The following is a 25384-nucleotide window of genomic DNA, read 5'->3' on the forward strand; positions in this document are numbered from 1 at the left end:
ACAAAAGACATGACAGGCAAGCACGAAAACAACTACGGCACCCCGGTCGGCGCACCGTTTCGCCCGGCCCTTCCCGTGCGCAGCCTCGCGGACATCCGCAAGCTCGAAGAAACGCCGCTCGCGCAGGCGCTCACGGTGCGCAGCACCTACGAGATCTTCCGCAACGCCGGCCATGCCTTCGGCGGCAAGACGGCGCTGACCTTCCTGCGCACCGGCAACCCGGCCGACGAGCCCATCCGCTGGTCGTATGCCGAACTGCTCGCGCGCATCCACCAGACCGCGAACATGCTGCACACGCTGGGCGTGGGTCCGCAGGACGCCGTGGCCGTGCTGCTGCCCGGCTGCCTGGAGTACCACCTGGCGCTGTGGGGCGGCGAGGCGGCCGGCATCGTGCAGCCGCTGAACCCGCTGCTCACCGACGAGAAGCTGGTGGCGCTGATGACCGCCGCGCGCGCCAAGGTGCTGATCGCCTACGGCTCGGACAGCGAATCGGGCATGTGGTCGAAGGCCATGCGCCTGCGCGGCCAGGTGCCCACGCTGACCACGGTGCTGCGCGTGGCGCCGCATGACGAAGCCCCCGGCACCGCCGGAGCAATGCCCGAGGGCGTGGCCGAGTTCGAAGTGCTGCGCGCCGCGCAACCCGACGACCACCTCGTGAGCGGCCGCGACATCGCGCCGACCGACATCGCCGCGTACTTCCACACCGGCGGCACCACCGGTGCGCCGAAGCTCGCGCGCCACAGCCACGGCGCGCAGGTGTTCACCGCCTGGGCCAGCGTGCAGGTCGCGGGCATGAACGAGCAGGGCATCTCCATCAACGGCTACCCGCTGTTCCATGTGGCCGGCGTGCTGCCGGCTTCGCTGTCGTCGCTGTCGGCGGGCGTGGAAGTGATCATTCCCACTACCTCGCTGCTGCGCAACAAGGAGGTGCTGGCCAACTACTGGAAGCTGGTGGCGCGCTACCGCCCGACTTCGCTGTCGGCCGTGCCCACGGTGCTCGCGGCGCTGGCCAACGTGCCGCTGGACGGCGCGGACATTTCCTCCATCACCTACTGCCGCACCGGCGCCGCCGTGCTCGCGCCCGAACTGGCCGCGCGCTTCGAGCGGTTGTTCGGCCTGCACGTGCATGAAAGCCTGGGCATGACCGAGATGGCCGGCATCTCGACCATCACGCCGCCCGGCGTGAACGGGCCCGCGGGCTGCGTGGGTTTTCGGCTGCCCTACATGCAGATGCGCGTGGTGGCGCTCGACGAGAACGGCAACGCCACCGACCGCGAGATGCCGCCCGGCGAGCAGGGCATGGTGCTGTTCAAGTCGCCCAACGTGTTCTCGGGTTTCGTGGACCCGGCCGACAACGCCAAGGCCTTCACGGCCGACGGCTGGCTTGCCACCGGCGACCTGGGCTGGATCGACAGCGAGGAGCGGCTCAACCTCACGGGCCGCTCGAAGGACCTGATCATCCGCAGCGGCCACAACATCGACCCCAAGACCATCGAGGACGCGCTGGGCGCCCACCCCGCCGTGCAGCTGTGCGCCGCCGTGGGCGCGCCCGATGCCTACGCGGGCGAGCTGCCGGTGATCTTCGCGACGCTGGTGCCCGGCGCGTCGGCCACCGAAGAAGAACTGCTGGCCTTCACCGCCGCGCGCGTGGACGAGGCGCCCGCGCGGCCCAAGTGGGTGTCGGTGATCGAGACCATGCCGATGACCAACGTCGGAAAAATCTACAAGCCCGAGCTGCGCGCAATGGCCGCGCGGCACGTGGTGGCCGCGACGGTGGCCGAGGCCTGCGCCGCACTCGGCGTGCCGGACGCGGCCCGCCCGGTGGTGAAGACCGAAGGCGAGAGCCTGGTGTGCGTGCTGGTCGACGAGGCCGCGGCCGGCGCGCTGGCCGCGCCGCTGCGCGAGCGGCTGCAGGCGGCGCTGGAGCCGCTGCCCTTCAAGACGCGCATCGCGCCGCAATGACCCCTTTCAAAACCAAGACCGAGAGACAGAGACAAGTGACGACCTTCCGCCTTCCGACTCGCCGCGCCCTGCTGTGCGCCGCCGCTTCCGCCGCCACGCTGTGCGCGCTGCCCCATGCGCAGGCACAGAACACGTACCCGAACAAGCCGATCCGCATGGTCGTGCCCTTCGCCGCGGGCGGCGCCACCGACGTGCTGGCGCGCGTGATCGGCCAGAAGATGTCGGCCGGCCTGGGCCAGCCCGTCGTCATCGACAACAAGCCGGGCGCGGCCGGCATCATCGGCACCGACGCAGTCGCCAAGTCGCCGGCCGACGGCTACACCATCGTGCTGGGGCTGAGCAACTCGCTCATGACCAACGAGTTCCTCTACGACAAGCTGCCCTACGACACGCAGCGCGACCTCACGCTGGTCTACCAGATCGCGATGGCGCCGCTGGTGCTGGTGGTGCACCCGAGCGTGCCGGTGAAGACCGGGCCCGAGCTGCTGAAGTACGTCACCGCCAACAAGGGCAAGGTGGCCTACGGTTCTTACGGCGTGGGCGCATACCCGCACCTGGCCGGCGCGCACATGAGCCTTGCCACGCGCTCCGACATGAACCACGTCGCCTACAAGGGCGAGGCGCCGATGATGCAGGACCTGATCGGCGGCCAGATCCAGATGGCCTACGCCAGCGCGCTGGTGGCCAAGCCGCACATCGACTCCGGAAAGATCCGCGCCATCGGCGTGAGCGGCGAGCGCCGCATGAGCACCCTGCCCGACGTGCCCACGCTGGCCGAGCAGGGCCTGAAGGACGAGGCCTACCGCGTGACCGGCTGGCTCGCCATCGCGATGCCCGCCAGGACGCCCAAGCCCATCGTGGACCGCATCGCCGAAGAAGTGCGCAAGGCCACGCAGCAGCCCGACGTGCGCGAGCGCGTGGCGGCCATGGGCTTCGAGATCAAGGACAGCTCGCCCGAGCTCTTCGCCACCGCCTGGAAGGCCGAGCGCCCGGTGTGGGAGCGGCTCATCAAGCAATCGGGCGCCAAGCTCGAGTAACCCATTCATTCATTTCTTCGTCATTCAAAGGAACAGCCATGAAGGTTCTGGTACCTGTCAAACGGGTCGTCGATTACAACGTGAAGGTGCGCGTGAAGAGCGACGGCACCGGGGTGGACATTGCCAACGTCAAGATGAGCATGAACCCCTTCGACGAGATCGCTGTCGAAGAGGCCGTGCGCCTGAAGGAAAAGGGCGTGGTCACCGAAGTCATCGCCGTCTCGTGCGGTGACGCCAAGTGCCAGGAAACCCTGCGCACCGCGATGGCCATCGGCGCCGACCGCGGCATCCTGGTCGAGACCACCGAAGAGCTGCAGCCGCTGGCCGTTGCCAAGCTGCTCAAGGCGCTGATCGACAAGGAACAGCCCCAGCTGATCATCCTGGGCAAGCAGGCCATCGACGACGACGCCAACCAGACCGGCCAGATGCTGGCTGCGCTGGCCGACCTGCCACAAGCCACCTTTGCCTCCAAGGTCGAAGTCGCAGGCGACAAGGCCACGGTTTCCCGCGAAGTCGACGGCGGCATGGAAACGCTGACGCTCACGCTGCCGGCCGTCATCACCACCGACCTGCGCCTGAACGAACCGCGCTACGTGACGCTGCCGAACATCATGAAGGCCAAGAAGAAGCAGCTGGACACCTTCAAGCCCGAAGACCTGGGCGTGGATGTGAAGCCGCGCCTCAAGACCCTGAAGGTCGCGGAACCGCCGAAGCGTGGCGCCGGCATCAAGGTGCCCGACGTCGCCACCCTGGTGGACAAGCTGAAGAACGAAGCCAAAGTGATCTGAGGAAGAAAACGAACATGACCGCACTCGTCATTGCCGAACACGACCACGCCAGCATCAAGCCGGCCACCCTCAACACCGTGACCGCGGCGCTGGCCTGCGGCGGCGATGTCCACGTGCTCGTGGCCGGCGCCAATGCAGCCGAAGCCGCCAAGGCAGCCGCCCAGATCGCAGGCGTGACCAAGGTCATCGCCGCAGACAGCCCCAGCCTGGCAGAGAACCTCGCCGAGAACGTCGCAGCGCAAGTGCTGGCGATCGCAGCGAACTACAGCCACATCCTGTTCCCATCGACCGCCAACGGCAAGAACGTGGCTCCGCGCGTGGCCGCCAAGCTCGACGTGGCCCAGATCAGCGACATCACTTTGGTTGTCAGCCCCGACACCTTCGAGCGCCCGATCTATGCCGGCAACGCGATTGCCACGGTGCAGAGCAGCGACGCAACCAAGGTGATCACGGTTCGCACGACCGGCTTCGACGCGGCAGCAGCCACCGGTGGCAGCGCAACCGTCGAAACCGCTGAAGGCGTGGCCGACAGCGGCAAGAGCAGCTTCGTGAGCCGCGAAGTGACCAAGAGCGACCGCCCCGAACTGACGGCCGCAAAGATCATCGTCTCGGGTGGCCGTGCCTTGGGCAGCGCCGAGAAGTTCACCGAAGTGATGACGCCGCTGGCGGACAAGCTGAACGCAGGCCTGGGTGCCAGCCGTGCAGCAGTCGACGCAGGCTACGCGCCGAACGACTGGCAAGTGGGCCAGACGGGCAAGATCGTCGCGCCGCAGCTGTACATCGCAGCGGGCATCTCGGGCGCCATCCAGCACTTGGCCGGCATGAAGGACTCGAAGGTCATCGTCGCGATAAACAAGGACGAAGAGGCTCCGATCTTCTCGGTGGCCGACTACGGCCTGGTGGCCGACCTGTTCGTGGCCGTGCCGGAACTGGTGAAGGCGCTGTAGGAGCCCCCCGCATGAAGACCCGCATCACCGAACTGCTCGGCATTCGCTACCCCATCATCCAGGGCGGCATGCAATGGGTGGGCCGTGCCGAGCTGGCCGCGGCCGTGTCGAACGCCGGCGGCCTGGGCATCGTGACCGCGCTCACGCAGCCCACGCCCGACGACCTGCGCAACGAGATCGCGCGCACCCGCACGCTCACCGACAAGCCCTTTGGCGTGAACCTCACGATCCTGCCGGCGGTGAAGCCGCCGCCGTATGCGGAGTACGTGCAGGCCATCATCGACAGCGGCGTGAAGATCGTGGAGACCGCGGGCAACAGCCCGAAGGACTTCATCGAGGCGCTGAAGCGGCATGACGTGAAGATCGTGCACAAGTGCACCTCGGTGCGCCATGCGCTGTCGGCGGAGCGCAATGGCGTCGACGCGGTGTCGGTGGACGGCTTCGAATGCGCGGGCCACCCCGGCGAAGACGACGTTCCCGGCCTCGTGCTGCTGCCCATTGCGGCGCGCAAGCTGCGCATTCCGATCATCGCGTCGGGCGGCATCGCAGACGGTCGCGGCATGGCAGCGGCGCTGGCGCTGGGCGCCGAGGGCGTCAACATGGGCACGCGCTTCTGCGTGACGAAGGAAGCGCCCATTCACGACAACATCAAGCAGGCGCTGGTCGATGCGACCGAGCGCGACACGAAGCTGATGTTCCGCACCATGCGCAACACCGCGCGCGTGTTCCGCAACGCGATCTCCGAAGAGGTGGTGGCCACGGAGAACCGGCCCGGCGGTTGCGAGTTCGAGGAAGTGCGGCCGCTGGTGGCCGGTGCGCGCGGCCGTGCGGCGCTGGAGTCTGGCGAGGTGCAGAACGGGGTGGTTTCGGCGGGGCAGTGCATCGGGCTGATCGATGACATTCCTACCTGCGCTGAATTGCTGGAGCGCATGGTGCGTGAGTGCCGGGAGCATCTGGAGCGGGCGCGTTCCTTGATGGGCTGATGCCTTTTGGGTTGCATCGGGGGGCGCTCACGCCGACGGGGTACCTTGCTCCGCGAATGTCCCCCGGCCTTCGGCCTCCTCCTTTATTTCGCTGCGCAAGGCACCCCGCCAGCGTGAGCGTTCAGCGCTGCTGTGGAAGCTGCATTTGTTGGCGCTCTGCGGGACTTCATGCCGCATGAAACGGCTGCTTTGCCCAGTTCTTCTCTAGAGTGGATGCCCCTGTCACTCCATACCCCACCAAGGGAAGCAACACCCCCCACCACTTAGATGTTTGAAGGCTGCTTGCCTCGCGGCAGGTCGTCGGTGCGAAAGCAGCGATGCAGATGCGAGGTATCAAAAGGCGACGGCCGAGGTGTTACTAGCACCCCGACCGTCTAACCAAGTTCGTGCAACAACCTATCAGGAACCGCACAAAAATGGCTACCAAGACTATAGCCCGGCCTCGCACGCCGGTAGCTTCCGAAGACAACGCCCAAGACCCGGCGGATCTTCTTGAAAACACCCTCTCTCAACTCGAAGCGCTCTTGTGGGTTTGCCACGGGGAAGAGATCGACTGGTGCAGCGGGGATGGGCCTCGGCGGTTGGACAACCTGCTTTGGCTTGCGGCTGAGTTGGCTCGCAAGGCGGGGGAGCTGTTTCAGGTGAGCGAGATGGCGCGGCGTGGGGCTCCTGAGGCTGGCGGGTAGGGGCTGGTCTACGGACTGCGGGGTTCGCGGCCCGCCTTGGGGAACAGGTCCTTTGGGGTACGACGGCTGAAGCCTTCGTGATGAAGGGAATTCGGTTCGGTTGAGGTTTGTGGAGTAGGCCTCGGTGGCAGCTATGTGTTCCATGCTGATCGTCGACAGACAATGCGAGCATCTGCTTTGCAGCGAAAGCGGAAGTCGACACAAGCTCCGAGGCGGCCTGCTTCGCCCTCACCCCGCATGCGGGCGACCGCCTAACTTCGCTTGCGACCCGGACAACTCAGACCTTGCGATTCAGCGACGCACGAAGCGATGGGGAGCACAGACGGGTAGAGATATCCGCGTCAACGCATGCAACCTGAAATGCATCGGCCACACTTTGCAGCGCCTCTGGACGCCGCCGCGCGACAAGACCGCGCAGAGCGATGGTCAGGGTAGGTTAACCGCGGCCACCTTGTTGGCGAACAACTTGTTGAGCACCCCCAACGACTTTTCACTCATCGTCTGTGTAAAAAGGACTGCTAGACGGCGCTTTGGCCGAGAGACACTGACATAGAAGAGGTTCCTGGCGCGGTTGAAACCTTTCTGATGGGCTGCAGTCGGTTTCGCACCGGCAACCATATATTCGAGCATGCGCGGCCAGTTGTAATGGTTCCAACCGCCGCCGAAGACGACGAGGACGTTCTCAAATTCTGCACCCTTGACACTATGCTGAGTGGCGAAGGGCGTGGAGCCATCGACAAAGCGCACGAGGTTCACGATCTCCTGATACTTTACGTCACGCAAGCGCCGATGGCGGTCAACGGAGAGCTTCTCTGGCTCTCCCGCAGCCGGATCAAACGCTGCCATGTCGTCCTCACGACGGGTCACGTTGTCAGGCAAACGAGGCCGGCGCGTCTTCTTCAGCAGATCCAGCACCTCGCCCACTGTGCCACTTTCGCGCAGGGCATCGAGGGATTTCATGCCATCTGCCCAAGCCTGCTTCTCTGAAGGATTTTTCAGGGTGACCGCCCGGCCAAGCACATCAAACATCTGCCCGTACTTCTTCGCCTTGTACGCTGCACACGTAGGTTCTACGACTCTGCCAAGAAATTCCAGGGTCGCATCATCGAGCTTGGAGATGGCGTCTTGGTGGGACTTGAAGATTTCAACGATTGAGGGGTAGTCTTGCTCAGCCGCGAGGGCGGCGTGCGTCAGCATCAAAACTTTCGTGACCTTGGGGGAGAAGTCCCAGCCCTCATTCTGAAGTCGTTTGCGAAGCGCGGCGACGTAGGCGCGCGTGACATCTGGCGGCGTGTCCAGCTTTGAGTGTGGGGTGTTAGTCCGCTCCCCTGTGTAAGCGTTAGCATGAAACGCGCGCGCCTCACCCTGGGCTGTCTCGTCATCAACGACCTGAGGCAAAGTAGGCCGGAGGCGGTTAAGCATGTCCACCACGGCAGGCACAGAGCGAAAATTCGAACCCTTGTCGACTCCCTCGACGTCTGGCAGTGCGGACAGGTCGAAATCGTCCCGGTAAATGGTCTGCCAGTGATCGCCGAACAGGCCAATCAGTGGTCCCTTCTTAGGTTCCAGAAAGTGCGTTGCCAACGCACCCATGAACTCGTCATTCGTGTCCTGGTATTCGTCAATGAACACCACCGGGTTGTTGATTTCCATCCAGAAGTGACCCACTTGGCCCGGTGATTTCCATCTAAATCTGACCCACGTGATAACCCTAACCTGCTGCTTTTAGCAGCAGGAGCACAGGAGTGATTGACGTGGCGACACTGAGTGTCATCAGGCGTTGGGCACTGCGAGAGCAACTGTCCATCCGAGAGATAGCCCGGCGCACGGGCTTGTCTCGCAACACCATCCGCAAGTACCTTCGCGAGGGCGAGGCGGCGCCCAGCTACGCGAAGCGCATCAGCCCGAGCAAGCTCGACGCGTTCGCCGAGAAGCTCGGCGGCTGGCTCAAGAGCGAGGCGTCTAAGTCACGCAAGCAGCGGCGCACGCTCAAGCAGATGCACGCCGATCTGGTGGCGCTGGGCTACCAGGGCTCCTACAACCGCGTGGCGGCCTTTGCACGAGCGTGGCATGCGCATCTCCACGAGGTCCAGCAGACGACCGGGCGCGGCACCTTCGTGCCTCTGGCCTTCGGTCCCGGCGAGGCATTCCAGTTCGACTGGAGCGAGGACTGGGCCGTCATCGCTGGTGAACGCACCAAGCTGCAGGTGGCGCACTTCAAGCTCAGCCACAGCCGTGCGTTCATCGTGCGCGCCTACCTGTTGCAGACCCACGAGATGCTGTTCGATGCGCACAACCGGGCCTTCGAGGTACTCGGGGGCGTGCCTCGGCGCGGCATCTACGACAACATGAAGACCGCCGTGGACAAGGTACGCCGCGGCAAGGAGCGCGACATCAACGCGCGCTTCAGCGCCATGGTCAGTCACTACCTGTTCGAGGCCGAGTTCTGCAACCCGGCCTCGGGCTGGGAGAAGGGCCAGGTCGAGAAGAACGTGCGTGATGCGCGCCACCGGTTGTGGCAACCTGTGCCGGCGTTCGCCACGCTGGCGCTGCTCAACGACTGGCTGGAGGACCGCTGCAAGGCGCTGTGGGGCGAGATCGTCCACGGCAAGCTGCCAGGGACCGTAGCCGATGTCTGGGCGCAGGAACGGCCACTACTGTTGCAGATCCCCAGACCCTTCGATGGTTTCGTGGAACACACCAAGCGCGTCTCGCCCACCTGCCTGGTGCACTTCGAGCGCAACCGTTACAGCGTTCCGGCCTCCTACGCGAACCGGCCAGTGAGCCTGCGCGTGTACGCCGAACGCCTCGTCGTGGCGGCCGAGGGCCAGATCGTGTGCGAGCACACGCGCATCATTGACCGTCGCCACGACACCGCAGGTCAGACCGTCTACGACTGGAGGCACTACCTGGCAGTGCTGCAACGCAAGCCAGGAGCGCTCAGGAACGGAGCGCCCTTCAGCGAGCTGCCGCAGGGCTTCCGGCGGCTGCAGGCCGCGCTGCTGAAGCAGCCAGGCGGAGACCGCGAGATGGTGGAGATCCTGGCGCTGGTGCTGCACCACGACGAGCAGGCAGTGCTGACCGCGGTCGAACTGGCGCTGGAAGCCGGCGTGGCCAGCAAGACTCATGTGCTGAATGTGCTGCACCGACTGCTCGATGCCAAGCCCATTGCGCCGGCGCCTGTCACGGCACCGCAGGCACTGCGCCTGATGAACGAGCCGAAGGCCGATGTGCTGCGCTACGACACGCTCCGGGGGCGTGCCAGCGCTGCTGGCGGCCTGCGCGGGCCGCTGAACTCCAAGTCGAGTAGCCAGGAGGTGCGCCATGCGACATGACCCTGCCAGCGGCGCCATCGTGATCATGCTGCGCGAACTCAAGATGCACGGCATGGCCCAGGCCGTCGCGGAGCTGGCCGAGCAGGGATCGCCGGCCTTCGAGGCGGCCCAACCGATGCTCTCGCAGTTGCTAAAGGCAGAGACAGCCGAGCGGGAGGTACGCTCGGTGGCCTACCAGTTGAAGCTCGCTCGCTTCCCAGCCTATCGCGATCTCGCTGGCTTCGACTTCGCCAACAGCGAGGTCAACGAGGCGCTGGTGCGTCAGCTACACCGATGCGAGTTCATGGACGATGCGCAGAACGTGGTGCTCGTGGGCGGTCCGGGCACCGGCAAGACCCACATCGCCACGGCGCTGGGCGTGCAGGCCATCGAGCACCAACACCGCCGGGTGCGCTTCTTCTCGACGGTAGAACTGGTCAACGCACTCGAGCAAGAGAAGGCCAGTGGCAATCCCGGCCACATCGCGCACCGACTGATGTACGCGGACATGGTGGTGCTCGATGAACTGGGCTACCTGCCGTTCAGCGCATCAGGTGGCGCGCTGTTGTTCCATCTGCTGTCCAAACTCTACGAACGCACGAGCGTGGTGATCACAACCAACTTGAGCTTCAGCGAGTGGGCCAGCGTCTTCGGCGACGCGAAGATGACGACGGCGTTGCTGGACCGGCTCACGCATCACTGCCATATTCTGGAGACCGGAAACGACAGCTTCCGCTTCAAGCACAGCTCGGCTCAACCCGTTCAAGCAGTCCAACCTAAAAAGGAGAAAGCCAAGAACTTATCCACACCGTGAGCCGGCTGGCTCGCAAAGAGGGTGGGTCAATATTCGATGGAAATCGCGGGTCAGGATTCCATGGAACTCAACACTGACAAGATCAATGAGCCAGATCGGAGCTTTCTGCATCGATACATGACCTTGACGAAATGCGACTTGTTCTTCGCCGACAAGGCCATTCTGATTGAAGGTCCGACCGAGCGCCTCCTGATGCCGCGCATCTTCCAGCTCGTTGACGAGGCGCTAGACGAATCCAAGAAGCTCTCGCAGCAATACGTATCGACAGTGGAGGTCGACGGAGCGAACGCGAAGATTTTTTCGCCGCTGCTCGACTTTCTCGAGTTGAGGACATTGGTCATTACTGATCTTGACGCCGTAAAAATGGGCGATAAGGGTCGCTATGTGAAGTGTCCCTACTCGCAAGGTGAGCGGTCATTGAACACGACCCTTCGCGATTGGTTCAAGATCAAAGACGGTGAGGCACTCACCCTAGATGTTCTGAAGGCAAAGACACCGGACGAGAAGGTACAGGGCTATCGACGGGTCGCTTACCAAATTCACGAAGCCGACTCGAAGTTCTGCGCGCGCACATATGAAGATGCGTTCATCCTCGCGAACCCCACGCTCTTTGCGTTGAAGGACGGCGACCATTGGGGTGACCTTTCTTTCGGCATTGCCGCAGACATGGGCAAGGTCGAGACCGCATTGAAGTACGGTCTTTCCGAAGACGCATGGAAGGTGCCTGCGTACATCAATGAAGGCCTGCTTTGGCTAGCGGATTCAGCACCGCTGCCACCTGCCGACCCGCCCGCAGATGGAGGCGTGGCTCATGGTGCTTAAAACACTAAGTCCTGCGGTTGAGGCAGCACAGAAGGCGCAGGAGCGCGTCAATCATTGCATTGATCATCATCAGTGCTTTCGCCTCGAAGCCGGCGCAGGAGCCGGGAAGACCTATTCCCTCGTCCAAGCCCTTAAGCGACTCATCTCTGAGCGTGGCTCAGATTATTTGCGTCGCGGCCAGAAGGTCGCATGCATCACCTACACGAACGGCGCGAAACGCGAAATTTCGCAAGAGATTGACGAGCATCCGGCCGTGCTGGTTGAAACCATTCATGCCTTCTGCTGGGGATGCATGGGTCAGTTTCAATCCGTTCTCAGAACGGAAGTGGGAAAGCTCCAAAGGCACGCGGAGAGGATCGCGGAAGTAGGCGGCGTCGGCAACCGACGTATTGAGTACGACCTCGGGTATTTCGGCATTCACGATGACCGGATCACTCTCTATCACGACGATATCCCAGAGCTGATGGCCCGCTTCCTGGCGATGCCTAAGTTCCAGCAGATATTCACTGGGTCTTACCCGGTGGTGTTGAGTTCCATGGAATCCTGACCCGCGATTTCCATCGAATATTGACCCACCCTCTTTGCGAGCCAGCCGGCTCACGGTGTGGATAAGTTCTTGGCTTTCTCCTTTTTAGGTTGGACTGCTTGAACGGGTTGAGCCGAGCTGTGCTTGAAGCGGAAGCTGTCGTTTCCGGTCTCCAGAATATGGCAGTGATGCGTGAGCCGGTCCAGCAACGCCGTCGTCATCTTCGCGTCGCCGAAGACGCTGGCCCACTCGCTGAAGCTCAAGTTGGTTGTGATCACCACGCTCGTGCGTTCGTAGAGTTTGGACAGCAGATGGAACAACAGCGCGCCACCTGATGCGCTGAACGGCAGGTAGCCCAGTTCATCGAGCACCACCATGTCCGCGTACATCAGTCGGTGCGCGATGTGGCCGGGATTGCCACTGGCCTTCTCTTGCTCGAGTGCGTTGACCAGTTCTACCGTCGAGAAGAAGCGCACCCGGCGGTGTTGGTGCTCGATGGCCTGCACGCCCAGCGCCGTGGCGATGTGGGTCTTGCCGGTGCCCGGACCGCCCACGAGCACCACGTTCTGCGCATCGTCCATGAACTCGCATCGGTGTAGCTGACGCACCAGCGCCTCGTTGACCTCGCTGTTGGCGAAGTCGAAGCCAGCGAGATCGCGATAGGCTGGGAAGCGAGCGAGCTTCAACTGGTAGGCCACCGAGCGTACCTCCCGCTCGGCTGTCTCTGCCTTTAGCAACTGCGAGAGCATCGGTTGGGCCGCCTCGAAGGCCGGCGATCCCTGCTCGGCCAGCTCCGCGACGGCCTGGGCCATGCCGTGCATCTTGAGTTCGCGCAGCATGATCACGATGGCGCCGCTGGCAGGGTCATGTCGCATGGCGCACCTCCTGGCTACTCGACTTGGAGTTCAGCGGCCCGCGCAGGCCGCCAGCAGCGCTGGCACGCCCCCGGAGCGTGTCGTAGCGCAGCACATCGGCCTTCGGCTCGTTCATCAGGCGCAGTGCCTGCGGTGCCGTGACAGGCGCCGGCGCAATGGGCTTGGCATCGAGCAGTCGGTGCAGCACATTCAGCACATGAGTCTTGCTGGCCACGCCGGCTTCCAGCGCCAGTTCGACCGCGGTCAGCACTGCCTGCTCGTCGTGGTGCAGCACCAGCGCCAGGATCTCCACCATCTCGCGGTCTCCGCCTGGCTGCTTCAGCAGCGCGGCCTGCAGCCGCCGGAAGCCCTGCGGCAGCTCGCTGAAGGGCGCTCCGTTCCTGAGCGCTCCTGGCTTGCGTTGCAGCACTGCCAGGTAGTGCCTCCAGTCGTAGACGGTCTGACCTGCGGTGTCGTGGCGACGGTCAATGATGCGCGTGTGCTCGCACACGATCTGGCCCTCGGCCGCCACGACGAGGCGTTCGGCGTACACGCGCAGGCTCACTGGCCGGTTCGCGTAGGAGGCCGGAACGCTGTAACGGTTGCGCTCGAAGTGCACCAGGCAGGTGGGCGAGACGCGCTTGGTGTGTTCCACGAAACCATCGAAGGGTCTGGGGATCTGCAACAGTAGTGGCCGTTCCTGCGCCCAGACATCGGCTACGGTCCCTGGCAGCTTGCCGTGGACGATCTCGCCCCACAGCGCCTTGCAGCGGTCCTCCAGCCAGTCGTTGAGCAGCGCCAGCGTGGCGAACGCCGGCACAGGTTGCCACAACCGGTGGCGCGCATCACGCACGTTCTTCTCGACCTGGCCCTTCTCCCAGCCCGAGGCCGGGTTGCAGAACTCGGCCTCGAACAGGTAGTGACTGACCATGGCGCTGAAGCGCGCGTTGATGTCGCGCTCCTTGCCGCGGCGTACCTTGTCCACGGCGGTCTTCATGTTGTCGTAGATGCCGCGCCGAGGCACGCCCCCGAGTACCTCGAAGGCCCGGTTGTGCGCATCGAACAGCATCTCGTGGGTCTGCAACAGGTAGGCGCGCACGATGAACGCACGGCTGTGGCTGAGCTTGAAGTGCGCCACCTGCAGCTTGGTGCGTTCACCAGCGATGACGGCCCAGTCCTCGCTCCAGTCGAACTGGAATGCCTCGCCGGGACCGAAGGCCAGAGGCACGAAGGTGCCGCGCCCGGTCGTCTGCTGGACCTCGTGGAGATGCGCATGCCACGCTCGTGCAAAGGCCGCCACGCGGTTGTAGGAGCCCTGGTAGCCCAGCGCCACCAGATCGGCGTGCATCTGCTTGAGCGTGCGCCGCTGCTTGCGTGACTTAGACGCCTCGCTCTTGAGCCAGCCGCCGAGCTTCTCGGCGAACGCGTCGAGCTTGCTCGGGCTGATGCGCTTCGCGTAGCTGGGCGCCGCCTCGCCCTCGCGAAGGTACTTGCGGATGGTGTTGCGAGACAAGCCCGTGCGCCGGGCTATCTCTCGGATGGACAGTTGCTCTCGCAGTGCCCAACGCCTGATGACACTCAGTGTCGCCACGTCAATCACTCCTGTGCTCCTGCTGCTAAAAGCAGCAGGTTAGGGTTATCACGTGGGTCAGATTTAGATGGAAATCACCGGGCCAAGTGGGTCACTTCTGGATGGAAATCAACACAGCCAACGAACTTGGCGCACTCGCCCCATTTGTGATCGACCTCGACCCCGAGTGCAAGAGCGCCAAGATTCGTATTGAATATCGGCCGGCACAGACGGCCTTGGGTTTGCTGCTTGATTCACCCATCCCAGCGGGAGGAGCAGATGACGCGGCGCACCTCTTTAAGAACCTCAAAGAGGTTGTTCCGAAGGCCTACGAGTATCACGTAACGGCAGTTGATCCCAACGATTCGACCAACGAGCGCGTCATTGAACTAAAGCAACTCGGAAAGCTTTTTCAGTGCGGACTTGTGGGCGCGCAAAGGTTCCTTGATCAACACAAGCGCGGCGAGCCCAACGTCCTGGGGAAGCTCTTAGAGGCATTGTTCACCACGGCGACAAGTGCCACAGCAACCACGGCAGATCAGGCGATTGCCGCTGAACTGAAGGCGGCCGTTTCGAACATCGAGCAAAGCATCCATGAGGGCTTCAACGAGAAGCTCACCGCGTTGCTACCGAAGATCAAGAGCTTCGGGTATCCAGGCCTCAATGACCCGGACTTGCGGACGGAGACGGCACTGAATGTCGTCAGTCTCCTCAGTGAGCACACAAAGGTCTTTTACACGGGGGCACATGGGGTCCATCTCCCCGAGGGATACAACGGTCTTGGCGCGCGAAACCTGATCTACATCCTTCTTCAGCTTCTGAGTTTTCACAAATCTTTTCGCACGAACCCGACCCTGCCGGCAGTGCACCTGATCTTCATCGAGGAGCCCGAAGCCCATTTGCATCCGCAGATGCAGGAGGTCTTTATCAAGCAACTGAATGCAGCAGTCCAGGTCTTTTCGGCGGAGTATCCAGATCAAGAATGGCCCGTCCAGTTTGTCGTCACGACGCACTCATCGCACATCGCGAACGCTGCCCCGTTTGATGCAGTCCGCTATTTTCTCGCCAAGCCCTCCGCAGGTGGGGCAACACGGCACACAGTCATTAAGGACTTCCGAAAAGGAGCTGACATGTTGATTTCCATCCAGAAGTGACCCACTTGGCCCGGTGATTTCCATCTAAATCTGACCCACGTGATAACCCTAACCTGCTGCTTTTAGCAGCAGGAGCACAGGAGTGATTGACGTGGCGACACTGAGTGTCATCAGGCGTTGGGCACTGCGAGAGCAACTGTCCATCCGAGAGATAGCCCGGCGCACGGGCTTGTCTCGCAACACCATCCGCAAGTACCTTCGCGAGGGCGAGGCGGCGCCCAGCTACGCGAAGCGCATCAGCCCGAGCAAGCTCGACGCGTTCGCCGAGAAGCTCGGCGGCTGGCTCAAGAGCGAGGCGTCTAAGTCACGCAAGCAGCGGCGCACGCTCAAGCAGATGCACGCCGATCTGGTGGCGCTGGGCTACCAGGGCTCCTACAACCGCGTGGCGGCCTTTGCACGAGCGTGGCATGCGCATCTCCACGAGGTCCAGCAGACGACCGGGCGCGGCACCTTCGTGCCTCTGGCCTTCGGTCCCGGCGAGGCATTCCAGTTCGACTGGAGCGAGGACTGGGCCGTCATCGCTGGTGAACGCACCAAGCTGCAGGTGGCGCACTTCAAGCTCAGCCACAGCCGTGCGTTCATCGTGCGCGCCTACCTGTTGCAGACCCACGAGATGCTGTTCGATGCGCACAACCGGGCCTTCGAGGTACTCGGGGGCGTGCCTCGGCGCGGCATCTACGACAACATGAAGACCGCCGTGGACAAGGTACGCCGCGGCAAGGAGCGCGACATCAACGCGCGCTTCAGCGCCATGGTCAGTCACTACCTGTTCGAGGCCGAGTTCTGCAACCCGGCCTCGGGCTGGGAGAAGGGCCAGGTCGAGAAGAACGTGCGTGATGCGCGCCACCGGTTGTGGCAACCTGTGCCGGCGTTCGCCACGCTGGCGCTGCTCAACGACTGGCTGGAGGACCGCTGCAAGGCGCTGTGGGGCGAGATCGTCCACGGCAAGCTGCCAGGGACCGTAGCCGATGTCTGGGCGCAGGAACGGCCACTACTGTTGCAGATCCCCAGACCCTTCGATGGTTTCGTGGAACACACCAAGCGCGTCTCGCCCACCTGCCTGGTGCACTTCGAGCGCAACCGTTACAGCGTTCCGGCCTCCTACGCGAACCGGCCAGTGAGCCTGCGCGTGTACGCCGAACGCCTCGTCGTGGCGGCCGAGGGCCAGATCGTGTGCGAGCACACGCGCATCATTGACCGTCGCCACGACACCGCAGGTCAGACCGTCTACGACTGGAGGCACTACCTGGCAGTGCTGCAACGCAAGCCAGGAGCGCTCAGGAACGGAGCGCCCTTCAGCGAGCTGCCGCAGGGCTTCCGGCGGCTGCAGGCCGCGCTGCTGAAGCAGCCAGGCGGAGACCGCGAGATGGTGGAGATCCTGGCGCTGGTGCTGCACCACGACGAGCAGGCAGTGCTGACCGCGGTCGAACTGGCGCTGGAAGCCGGCGTGGCCAGCAAGACTCATGTGCTGAATGTGCTGCACCGACTGCTCGATGCCAAGCCCATTGCGCCGGCGCCTGTCACGGCACCGCAGGCACTGCGCCTGATGAACGAGCCGAAGGCCGATGTGCTGCGCTACGACACGCTCCGGGGGCGTGCCAGCGCTGCTGGCGGCCTGCGCGGGCCGCTGAACTCCAAGTCGAGTAGCCAGGAGGTGCGCCATGCGACATGACCCTGCCAGCGGCGCCATCGTGATCATGCTGCGCGAACTCAAGATGCACGGCATGGCCCAGGCCGTCGCGGAGCTGGCCGAGCAGGGATCGCCGGCCTTCGAGGCGGCCCAACCGATGCTCTCGCAGTTGCTAAAGGCAGAGACAGCCGAGCGGGAGGTACGCTCGGTGGCCTACCAGTTGAAGCTCGCTCGCTTCCCAGCCTATCGCGATCTCGCTGGCTTCGACTTCGCCAACAGCGAGGTCAACGAGGCGCTGGTGCGTCAGCTACACCGATGCGAGTTCATGGACGATGCGCAGAACGTGGTGCTCGTGGGCGGTCCGGGCACCGGCAAGACCCACATCGCCACGGCGCTGGGCGTGCAGGCCATCGAGCACCAACACCGCCGGGTGCGCTTCTTCTCGACGGTAGAACTGGTCAACGCACTCGAGCAAGAGAAGGCCAGTGGCAATCCCGGCCACATCGCGCACCGACTGATGTACGCGGACATGGTGGTGCTCGATGAACTGGGCTACCTGCCGTTCAGCGCATCAGGTGGCGCGCTGTTGTTCCATCTGCTGTCCAAACTCTACGAACGCACGAGCGTGGTGATCACAACCAACTTGAGCTTCAGCGAGTGGGCCAGCGTCTTCGGCGACGCGAAGATGACGACGGCGTTGCTGGACCGGCTCACGCATCACTGCCATATTCTGGAGACCGGAAACGACAGCTTCCGCTTCAAGCACAGCTCGGCTCAACCCGTTCAAGCAGTCCAACCTAAAAAGGAGAAAGCCAAGAACTTATCCACACCGTGAGCCGGCTGGCTCGCAAAGAGGGTGGGTCAATATTCGATGGAAATCGCGGGTCAGGATTCCATGGAACTCAACAGTTGGCTGGGTCGTAAGACACAAAGACCGTAGCCGCGATGACCGGCAACGCTGCTAGGACGTTTTTCTCGTCTTTGCCCTCGCGAAGCAGCTGCTTGGCGTTGAGAAAAGCATCTCTACTCGCAGCCGAAAAGTCTTCAAGTCGTAGCTTCTTAGGCTCATTCCCAAGGACGTGCGCGAAGAACTCCGTGATGGATGTCTTGCCACTGTTATTGCGACCGACGATCAATGTCGTTGTCCGCTCAAGCGACATTTCAGTGCTCTGTAAGAGCCTGAAATTCTCGATCGCGATTTTTTCTATCCGCATGCCCCCTCCTCAGCCTTGATTGAGATCACTTCTTGTATTCCTCGAGTCAAATCTTACGACTCTCGTGTGGGAAATTTATAGCAAAAGATCGTTCGACGTTCGCGAACTGAACGACTGGTTGAATCCGCCGCCTGAAGCGGGCATCCGGCTTAACAGATTGAAGGACAGCTTTTGGCCGATTGTGTTGAAAAACTCTTCTCGAATCCTGTGCGCATCGGCGATCACGAGGATTCGCAGCTCGGTTGCGGGGGCGATAGAACCTGAGAGGCCTCGCGGCCCATCTCACGCGATCCTCATTCCCGCATCTGCTTCAATTGGCATCAACCACTTGGCCATTCGCCGAAGATTCTGGGCAGTTGCCGCCAGCAGGAACTCGTCCTGCGCACCACTGAGTCCGCGAAGCCGGAGCCGATCCAGTTTCATGATGCGTTTGAGGTGTGCGAACAGCATCTCGACCTTCTTCCTTTCCCTGCGCGACTGGCTGTACTCCGGTGTCTTTGCGATGGACCGTGCCGTCTCGCGGGCACCTTCATGGATGCTTCGGGCGATCTTGCGGAACGGCGTGTTCGGGCAACACCGATCTTTGACCCCGCAGTCGACGCAGTCGGTCTGGCTGGCTCGGTAGATCACGGTGTCGGCCTTCGTGACGTGGCTGCGCGGGATCGTGAACCGGCGTCGCTCATTGCGCAGCGCATGGCCTTCGGGACACGCGTACTCATTGCGCTCCGGCACCCACTGGAACTCGCCGATCGACAGGCTGCCATCCTTGCGAACCGTCTTGTCCCACACCGGAACGTGAGGTTCGATCTGCTTGTCTTCGACCATCCAGCCAAGCAGAGGTGCGGAGCCGTACGCGGTGTCGCCCACAAGCCTTCGCGGCTTGATGTCGAAGCGCTCTTCGACCCGATCGATCATGGTTCGGGTGGACTCGACCTCCGGTGTGCGATGCGCAGGCGTTGCCTCCACGTCCACGATGATGCCCGCCGACAGATCGATCAGGTAGTTGGTCGAGTACGCGTAGAACGCCGGGCCACCGGGTGCTGCGGTCCATTGCGCAGCAGGGTCGGTCGGAGAGATGTTCCGGGATGCAGTCTGCGTGTCGTACGTCCCTTCGGGCACACCGTCTGCAACTGGATTGGCCACGTCGAGCGCTTCAAGGTACTCGCGCACCGCGCGGCTGCACTGGGTGCCTCGGCGCCATTGCTCAACCTCAGAAGTAGGAGCATTACGCGCGCGATTGGCGTCGGCCTTGATGATGCTGGCGTCGATGGCGAAGCCTTCGCCTTGAACCAAGCCTTCGGTCATACAGCGGTGCAGTACCGTCTCGAAGACGAATCGGAATGCATCGCTCTGGCGGAAGCGGCCATGGCGGTTCTTGGAGAACGTCGAATGATCGGGGACTCTGTCTTCCAAGCCCAGGCGGCAGAACCATCGGTAGGCCAGGTTGAGATGGACTTCGTCACACAGCCGACGCTCAGACCGGATGCCTAGGCAGTAGCCGATGACGAGCATCCGGATCATGAGCTCGGGATCGATCGATGGCCGGCCGGTGTGGCTGTAGAACGGCGAAAGATGCTGACGCAATTCGCCGAGATCGAGGAAGCGGTCCACGCCCCGAAGCAGGTGATCACGTGGGACGTGATCGTCGAGGTTGAATGCGTAGAAGAGCTGATCTTGAACGGTTGCTTGCCCCATCATGATGCTTACCTCCGTCGGTGACAAAGGGCATGCAAACGGCGAGCCAGCTACTGGGATTCGGCCGAGTTTTTCAACAAAATCGGCCGATAGTACCCCTCCGCCCTAGCCTCGCCGAGTGACAGCAACCAGTCTGAAGCAGGCGGCCAAACAGACGATAACCACAGGCATGAGAACGCCCCGGTATCGGTGGCTGGTTCAGTCGCACATCCCAACTTTGATAACCAAAGTCGCGAGAACACCCCTATCTGTTAGTCGACACTTCCGACTAGAACAGTCCTCACCGAGATGGACAGCGCCTTTCTGATCGAATCAGCGAGGCGTGTGATGGCGCAGCGTCATTGCATGCTCTTGCGCGTCCTTTGTGCGCAACCCCTTGATCACGGTATCGATCTCTCTCTCAGCAGTGCTACGGTGATGGGCCCAGTATTTCTGCGCACTCAACAAAGCTGAGTTAGTCAATTTTTGATTCAGCAAGCTACCCGACAAGAGGTTGTAATGTGAGTCACCCGCAATTGTCGTTTTTCTCATCTCATCCATGATCTTCTCGAACTTCTTGATCGCTTTGGTGTTGTCATACGCCCTACTTTTATCACCGCTCAGCTTTCCCAATGTCTTCAGCATCTGAGGTTCGCTCTTTTTCAGCTTATTGCTATACGGGGAATAAATTTGCTGAAGACCAGGCAGTGTTCCGCCCTTCAATCGGTCTTCCGTCATTTGCTCGTCTTCCGAACGCAGCGCCCCAGAAACCTGCATGCCAATAGTGTGGCTCGTCGCCTTGGACGACACCTTCCCATTGAGATCGGTAGATATCCCGCCGTCTGAGTGAAGCATTAGCAGATGAGGATCGAGCATCACTTGGTTGTTTCGCGCATTGGTAAGCGACCAACCCGGGAACAGGTTCATCGGCTCTTGGTCGTAGATGGCACCGAGTCTGTGCGTCTTCAAAGGATCCCAATGAGGCTTGACCAAGACGTTCGCCAACGTGCCAGCTGGAGCGGTCACGATCGAGGAAAAAGTGCTGTACGCCGAACCAGAGAACAACTGCAGTGTGTAGACGTAGTAGTGCCGTCTGTATGTGTCTGGGGGCGCCTCGTCAGCCAGATCAAACAGTTTTTCTAGATCGGTATCTCGAATCTTGTGGCGAACTTGCAGAGCACTCGCCAGCGAACCCTTTAGCTCAATTTCCTTCTTGAGAGAGGTCGCCGTACATTCGGCCAGAAACAGACGAAGCGCTGCAGCATGCATAGTCATAAAGACCACATTCGGGTCGAGTATGGTGAAAAATGAAACCGAGCACGCGCCTCTGATGCACCGTGAACGGGTCCGCCGGTTTGAATTTCGCTCTCGAAACCGTGCTTGATCAATACCGAGAAATTGGTAGTCGAGAGACACGCCCTACGTCGAACAAACCCGAAGTCGCTCCATGGTCATTGACCGACAACGAGAGTTCCTCAGCGGCGAAACTGCTGGCTACTAGTCCCATGGGTCGGGTAGCAACGGGGGTTAAGTTGTGTTCGGTCGCTAACGACTGCTTTGGGGCAGATCGCTCAGCGCTTGATGCGGCAACGTCCAAGACAGTTAGCTCCCGGTGCATAAATAGAGGCAGCTCATTTTGGATCCTCCATATGCGCAAGGAACTGACGCCGGGCCTTGGGTCATCTTGAGCGCCAAGATAGCTAACAGGTGGCTCCAGCTCAATTGTGTCGACAGCGTCGACACAATCTCCGCGTCAGGTAAAGCCTCTGCGAACGTCATCATCCAGCGCAGGTTGAGGGTTCGAACCCACGCACGTCCATCCGCAATTCGCCACAGCACTCGCCCCGCCAATCCCACAGCCGCACTCCCCGTGCGCAGGGCGCCGGGTGCTCCCCGCAGCGAAATAAAGGAGGAGCCCGAAGGGCGGGGGACATTCGCGGAGGGGAGTACCCGGCGCCCTGCGCACACGCCCTGAACACCGCTGTGCAGAACAAGACAGCTAAGGAAACCCCCGATACATGAATGGTCATCGACCACCTAGCATCGACGGCTGTTTCCCTGTCGAGGTGTACGGAACGCGTCCCGGCGTCCGCCCGGTGACATGGCTTTTGGCCTCACTGACCTTCCTGCGATGACAACTCCACCCGAGTCCGGCCCCACGCTGGACGCCGCCAGCCCCATCCCCCCCGACATCGAAGCCGCCGACGAACCCACCAAGGTGCCATTGGCCATCGAAGACTGGCTCACCGTCATCATCATGGGCGCCCTGGCGCTCATCACCTTTGCCAACGTGCTGGTGCGCTACTTCACCGATTCGTCCTTCGCGTGGACCGAAGAGTTCTCGGTGTTCCTCATGATCATGCTGGCGCTGGTGGCCGGCTCGGCCGCCGTGGCACGCGACCGCCACATCCGCATCGAGTACTTCTCCGAAAGCGGCTCGATGGCGCGGCGCAAGCGGCTCGCTCAGTTCGGCGCGCTGATGATCGCCATCCTGTTCACCCTGATCGGCGCGCTCAGCATCCGCATGGTGTGGGACGACTACCGCTTTGAAGAAACGACGCCGGGCATCGGGCTGCCGGCGTGGTGGTATTCGATCTGGCTGCCGATCGTGTCCTTCGCCATCGCGCTGCGTGCCATCGGCCTCATGGTCCGCCGCGGCCGCAAGAAAAACTACAAGTCAGAAGACACCAAGTGATCGCTACCCTGCTCTTTGTCGCCTTCGTCGTGATGATGCTGGTGGGCGTGCCCATCGGCGCCGCACTGGGCCTGGCGGGCGCCGCCTGCATCGCGCTGGCCAACAGCGACGCACAGTGGTTCGGCCTGCTCGCCGTGCCGCAGAACTTCTATGCCGGCCTGGGCAAATACCCGCTGCTGGCCATTCCGATGTTCGTGCTGGTCGGCTCCATCTTCGACCGCTCGGGCGTGGCGCTGCGCCTCGTCAACTTTGCCATTGCCATCGTGGGCCGCGGCCCCGGCATGCTGCCGCTGGTGGCGATTGCGGTGGCGATGTTCCTCGGCGGCATCTCGGGCTCGGGCCCGGCCAACGCGGCGGCCGTGGGCGCGGTGATGATCGCGGCCATGTCGCGCGCCGGCTACCCGGCGGCGTTCTCCGCCAGCGTGGTGGGCGCGGCGGCGGCCACCGACATCCTGATTCCGCCCTCGGTCGCCTTCATCGTTTATTCGGTGCTGGTGCCGGGCGCCTCGGTGCCGGCGCTGTTTGCGGCCGGCATGATCCCGGGCGTGATGGCCGGCCTGGCGCTGATGATTCCGGCCGTGCTGCTGGCACGCAAGCACAAGATGGGCGCGCTCGAATCGACGCTGCCGCGCCCACCTTTCTGGAAGAGCTTTCGCGAAGCGACCTGGGGGCTGGCGGCGCCGGTGCTCATTCTGGGTGGCATGCGCGCCGGCTGGTTCACGCCGACCGAAGCGGCGGTGGTGGCGGTGTTCTACGGCCTGTTCGTGGGCATGTGCATTCACCGGACGATCAAGGTGCGCGACCTGTTCGTGATCTTGCGCGAGTCGGGCGAGCTGTCGGCGGTGATCCTGCTGGTGGTGTCGCTGGCGGGCATCTTCGCGTATTCGCTGTCGACGCTGGGCGTGATCGACCCGGTAACGCGCGCCATCGTGAACTCTGGGCTGGGCGAGTACGGCATCCTGGCGCTGCTGATCCTCTTGCTGATCACTGTCGGAATGTTCCTGGACGGCGTGTCGATTTTCCTGATCTTCGTGCCGCTGCTGCTGCCGATCGTGCAGTACTACAAGTGGGACCCGGTGTGGTTCGGCGTGATCCTCACGCTGAAGGTGGCGCTGGGCCAGTTCACGCCACCGCTCGCGGTCAACCTGATGGTGTCGTGCCGCATCGCGAATGTGCGCATGGAAGAGACGGTGCGATGGGTGGGGTGGATGCTGTTCTCGATGTTCGTGGTGATGGTGCTGGTCATCATCTTCCCGGAGCTGGCTTTGTGGTTGCCTCGCAAGTTGGGGTACTGATGCTTGTCTTGCGTGGCGGCCGCTGTTCGGGGTGCGCTCACGCCGACGGGGTACCTTGCTCCGCGAATGTCCCCCGGGCTTCGCCCTCCTCCTTTATTTCGCTGCGCAAGGCACCCCGCCGTCGTGAGCGTTGCAAAGAGCAGTCGTTGATCGGCCGTACACCAGCGGCGTGCCCTGTGCACAGGGCGTCGGGTGCTCCCCGCAGCGAAATAAAGGAGGAGGCCGCAGGCCGGGGGACATTCGCGGAGGGGAGTACCCGGCGGCCTGTGCACGCGCCCTGAACACAGAGCCCAAACGCAAGAGCCCCTTCAGTAAATTTTTCAGTACCAGTAAATGTTTCGAACAATAAGGAGACCTCTCATGAAATTCCGCCGCACCCTGCTCGGACTCGCCGCAGCAGCCACCGCCCTCGGCATGTTCTCGACCGGCGCAATGGCGCAGGCCGCCTACAAGCCCGAATACAAGATGTCCCTCGTGCTCGGCCCGCCCACCCCCTGGGGCCAGGCCGGGAAAATCTGGGCCGACATGGTCAAGGAGCGCACCCAGGGCCGCATCAACATCAAGCTCTATCCCGGCGTCTCGCTCATCCAGGGCGACCAGACCCGCGAGTTCAGCGCGCTGCGCCAGGGCGTCATCGACATGGCCGTCGGCTCCACCATCAACTGGTCGCCGCAGGTCAAGCAGCTCAACCTGTTCTCCATGCCCTTCCTGATGCCCGACTACGCGGCCATCGACGCGCTCACGCAGGGCGAGGTCGGCAAGGAAATGTTCAAGACCCTCGACAAGGCCGGCGTGGTGCCGCTTGCATGGGGCGAAAACGGCTTCCGCGAAATCACCAACTCCAAGAAGCCCATCAAGTCGCCGGCCGACATCAAGGGCATGAAGATCCGCGTGGTCGGCTCGCCCATCTACTCCGACATGTTCACCGCGCTCGGCGCCAACCCCACGCAGATGAGCTGGGCCGACGCACAGCCGGCACTCGCGAGCGGCGCGGTCGACGGACAGGAGAACCCGCTGTTCCTGTTCACCGTGCTCAAGATGCAGACCGTGGGCCAGAAGTTCGTCACCACCTGGGGCTACGTGGCCGACCCGCTGGTGTTCGTGGTCAACAAGGAAATCTGGGCCTCGTGGACCCCGGCCGACCAGGCCATCGTGCGGCAGGCCGCCATCGATGCAGGCAAGGAAGAGATAGTCATCGCGCGCAAGGGCCTGGTGGAGGCCGACAAGCCTGTGCTGAAGGACATCGCGGGCATGGGCGTGACCGTGACGAGCCTCACGCCGGCGGAGCGTGAAGCGTTCGTTAAGGCGACTCGGCCGGTGTACGACAAGTGGAAGTCGACCGTGGGCGCGGACCTGGTGGCGAAGGCCGAGCAGGCGATTGCTGCGCGCAAGAAGTAATCAGGAAAGCGAGCGGGGGCC

General features: G+C 62.7%; 21 protein-coding genes. 15 read left to right on the forward strand and 6 right to left on the reverse strand.

Annotated features, from left to right (window positions below; translation table 11 throughout):
* Positions 1 to 9 precede the first annotated feature (9 nt).
* Genes ACWV14_RS27835 through ACWV14_RS27855 form a run of 5 tightly spaced genes read left to right on the forward strand, consistent with a single transcriptional unit; the run spans position 10 to position 5717 of the window.
* Entirely contained in the window at positions 10 to 1962 is a 1953-nt protein-coding gene (locus tag ACWV14_RS27835) for an acyl-CoA synthetase (RefSeq protein ID WP_454904782.1), read from the forward strand.
* A complete protein-coding gene (locus tag ACWV14_RS27840) occupies positions 1959 to 2999 on the forward strand; it encodes a Bug family tripartite tricarboxylate transporter substrate binding protein (protein ID WP_454904784.1) in 1041 nt (346 codons plus the stop codon). Before ACWV14_RS27835 ends, ACWV14_RS27840 begins: the two co-directional genes overlap by 4 nt.
* A gap of 38 nt (positions 3000 to 3037) precedes the next feature.
* Entirely contained in the window at positions 3038 to 3787 is a 750-nt protein-coding gene (locus ACWV14_RS27845; protein ID WP_454904786.1) for an electron transfer flavoprotein subunit beta/FixA family protein, read from the forward strand.
* Positions 3788 to 3801: 14 nt separating this feature from the next.
* Positions 3802 to 4734, forward strand: a complete 933-nt coding sequence (locus tag ACWV14_RS27850; RefSeq protein ID WP_454904788.1) for an electron transfer flavoprotein subunit alpha/FixB family protein — start codon at positions 3802 to 3804, stop codon at positions 4732 to 4734.
* 11 nt (positions 4735 to 4745) lie between these two features.
* Positions 4746 to 5717 (forward strand): NAD(P)H-dependent flavin oxidoreductase, encoded by a 972-nt coding sequence (locus tag ACWV14_RS27855; RefSeq protein WP_081270846.1) that lies wholly within the window; start codon positions 4746 to 4748, stop codon positions 5715 to 5717.
* Between the two features lie 1112 nt (positions 5718 to 6829).
* Here ACWV14_RS27855 and ACWV14_RS27860 read toward each other — a convergent pair.
* On the reverse strand, positions 6830 to 8056 hold the full coding sequence (locus tag ACWV14_RS27860) for a hypothetical protein (protein ID WP_454904789.1): 1227 nt from the start codon (positions 8054 to 8056) through the stop codon (positions 6830 to 6832).
* 92 nt (positions 8057 to 8148) lie between these two features.
* Between ACWV14_RS27860 and istA (ACWV14_RS27865) the strand changes: the two genes are divergently transcribed.
* The 4 genes from istA (ACWV14_RS27865) to ACWV14_RS27880 are packed head-to-tail and all read left to right on the forward strand — an operon-like array spanning position 8149 to position 11900.
* Positions 8149 to 9738: an IS21 family transposase gene (istA, locus tag ACWV14_RS27865; protein ID WP_454901620.1), complete on the forward strand. Its 1590-nt coding sequence runs from the start codon at positions 8149 to 8151 to the stop codon at positions 9736 to 9738.
* On the forward strand, positions 9728 to 10531 hold the full coding sequence (gene istB / locus ACWV14_RS27870) for an IS21-like element helper ATPase IstB (RefSeq protein ID WP_454901618.1): 804 nt from the start codon (positions 9728 to 9730) through the stop codon (positions 10529 to 10531). The genes istA (ACWV14_RS27865) and istB (ACWV14_RS27870) overlap by 11 nt, the downstream gene beginning before the upstream one ends.
* 60 nt (positions 10532 to 10591) lie before the next feature.
* Positions 10592 to 11353 (forward strand): ATP-dependent endonuclease, encoded by a 762-nt coding sequence (locus tag ACWV14_RS27875; RefSeq protein WP_454904791.1) that lies wholly within the window; start codon positions 10592 to 10594, stop codon positions 11351 to 11353.
* Positions 11343 to 11900 carry a UvrD-helicase domain-containing protein gene (locus tag ACWV14_RS27880; protein WP_454904793.1) on the forward strand — a complete coding sequence of 186 codons (558 nt, stop codon included), beginning with the start codon at positions 11343 to 11345 and terminating at the stop codon, positions 11898 to 11900. The genes ACWV14_RS27875 and ACWV14_RS27880 overlap by 11 nt, the downstream gene beginning before the upstream one ends.
* Positions 11901 to 11950: 50 nt before the next feature.
* On the opposite strand, the gene istB (ACWV14_RS27885) is transcribed toward ACWV14_RS27880, so the two are convergent.
* Together istB (ACWV14_RS27885) and istA (ACWV14_RS27890) are read right to left on the reverse strand one after the other, a co-directional pair.
* Positions 11951 to 12754, reverse strand: coding sequence for an IS21-like element helper ATPase IstB (gene istB / locus ACWV14_RS27885; RefSeq protein ID WP_454901618.1), 804 nt, complete (start codon positions 12752 to 12754; stop codon positions 11951 to 11953).
* Positions 12744 to 14333, reverse strand: coding sequence for an IS21 family transposase (gene istA / locus ACWV14_RS27890; RefSeq protein ID WP_454901620.1), 1590 nt, complete (start codon positions 14331 to 14333; stop codon positions 12744 to 12746). The genes istB (ACWV14_RS27885) and istA (ACWV14_RS27890) overlap by 11 nt, the downstream gene beginning before the upstream one ends.
* 92 nt (positions 14334 to 14425) lie before the next feature.
* On the opposite strand from istA (ACWV14_RS27890), the gene ACWV14_RS27895 reads away from it, so the two are divergent.
* The 3 genes from ACWV14_RS27895 to istB (ACWV14_RS27905) all read left to right on the forward strand — a co-directional run bounded on the left by ACWV14_RS27895 (position 14426) and on the right by istB (ACWV14_RS27905) (position 17922).
* Positions 14426 to 15457 carry an ATP-dependent nuclease gene (locus ACWV14_RS27895; protein ID WP_454904795.1) on the forward strand — a complete coding sequence of 344 codons (1032 nt, stop codon included), beginning with the start codon at positions 14426 to 14428 and terminating at the stop codon, positions 15455 to 15457.
* Between the two features lie 82 nt (positions 15458 to 15539).
* Complete coding sequence (istA, locus tag ACWV14_RS27900) at positions 15540 to 17129, forward strand: IS21 family transposase (RefSeq protein WP_454901620.1); 1590 nt, start codon at positions 15540 to 15542, stop codon at positions 17127 to 17129.
* Positions 17119 to 17922: an IS21-like element helper ATPase IstB gene (istB, locus tag ACWV14_RS27905; RefSeq protein WP_454901618.1), complete on the forward strand. Its 804-nt coding sequence runs from the start codon at positions 17119 to 17121 to the stop codon at positions 17920 to 17922. Before istA (ACWV14_RS27900) ends, istB (ACWV14_RS27905) begins: the two co-directional genes overlap by 11 nt.
* A 67-nt stretch (positions 17923 to 17989) precedes the next feature.
* Here istB (ACWV14_RS27905) and ACWV14_RS27910 read toward each other — a convergent pair whose 3' ends face one another.
* From ACWV14_RS27910 to ACWV14_RS27920, 3 genes are all read right to left on the reverse strand, one after another.
* Complete coding sequence (locus ACWV14_RS27910) at positions 17990 to 18301, reverse strand: AAA family ATPase (protein WP_454904797.1); 312 nt, start codon at positions 18299 to 18301, stop codon at positions 17990 to 17992.
* Positions 18302 to 18583: 282 nt separating this feature from the next.
* Positions 18584 to 19999 (reverse strand): IS1182 family transposase, encoded by a 1416-nt coding sequence (locus ACWV14_RS27915; protein ID WP_454904799.1) that lies wholly within the window; start codon positions 19997 to 19999, stop codon positions 18584 to 18586.
* 309 nt (positions 20000 to 20308) lie between these two features.
* The gene (locus tag ACWV14_RS27920) at positions 20309 to 21391 is read right to left on the reverse strand and encodes a hypothetical protein (RefSeq protein ID WP_454904801.1); all 1083 of its coding nucleotides are present in this window, start codon (positions 21389 to 21391) and stop codon (positions 20309 to 20311) included.
* Positions 21392 to 22106: 715 nt separating this feature from the next.
* On the opposite strand from ACWV14_RS27920, the gene ACWV14_RS27925 reads away from it, so the two are divergent.
* From ACWV14_RS27925 to ACWV14_RS27935, 3 genes are all read left to right on the forward strand, one after another.
* The gene (locus tag ACWV14_RS27925; protein WP_081268393.1) at positions 22107 to 22670 is read left to right on the forward strand and encodes a TRAP transporter small permease; all 564 of its coding nucleotides are present in this window, start codon (positions 22107 to 22109) and stop codon (positions 22668 to 22670) included.
* Positions 22667 to 23965 (forward strand): TRAP transporter large permease, encoded by a 1299-nt coding sequence (locus ACWV14_RS27930; RefSeq protein ID WP_454904803.1) that lies wholly within the window; start codon positions 22667 to 22669, stop codon positions 23963 to 23965. The genes ACWV14_RS27925 and ACWV14_RS27930 overlap by 4 nt, the downstream gene beginning before the upstream one ends.
* A gap of 360 nt (positions 23966 to 24325) precedes the next feature.
* Complete coding sequence (locus tag ACWV14_RS27935; RefSeq protein WP_454904805.1) at positions 24326 to 25363, forward strand: DctP family TRAP transporter solute-binding subunit; 1038 nt, start codon at positions 24326 to 24328, stop codon at positions 25361 to 25363.
* The last annotated feature ends 21 nt before the right edge of the window (positions 25364 to 25384 follow it).

This window comes from Variovorax durovernensis (assembly GCF_977011995.1).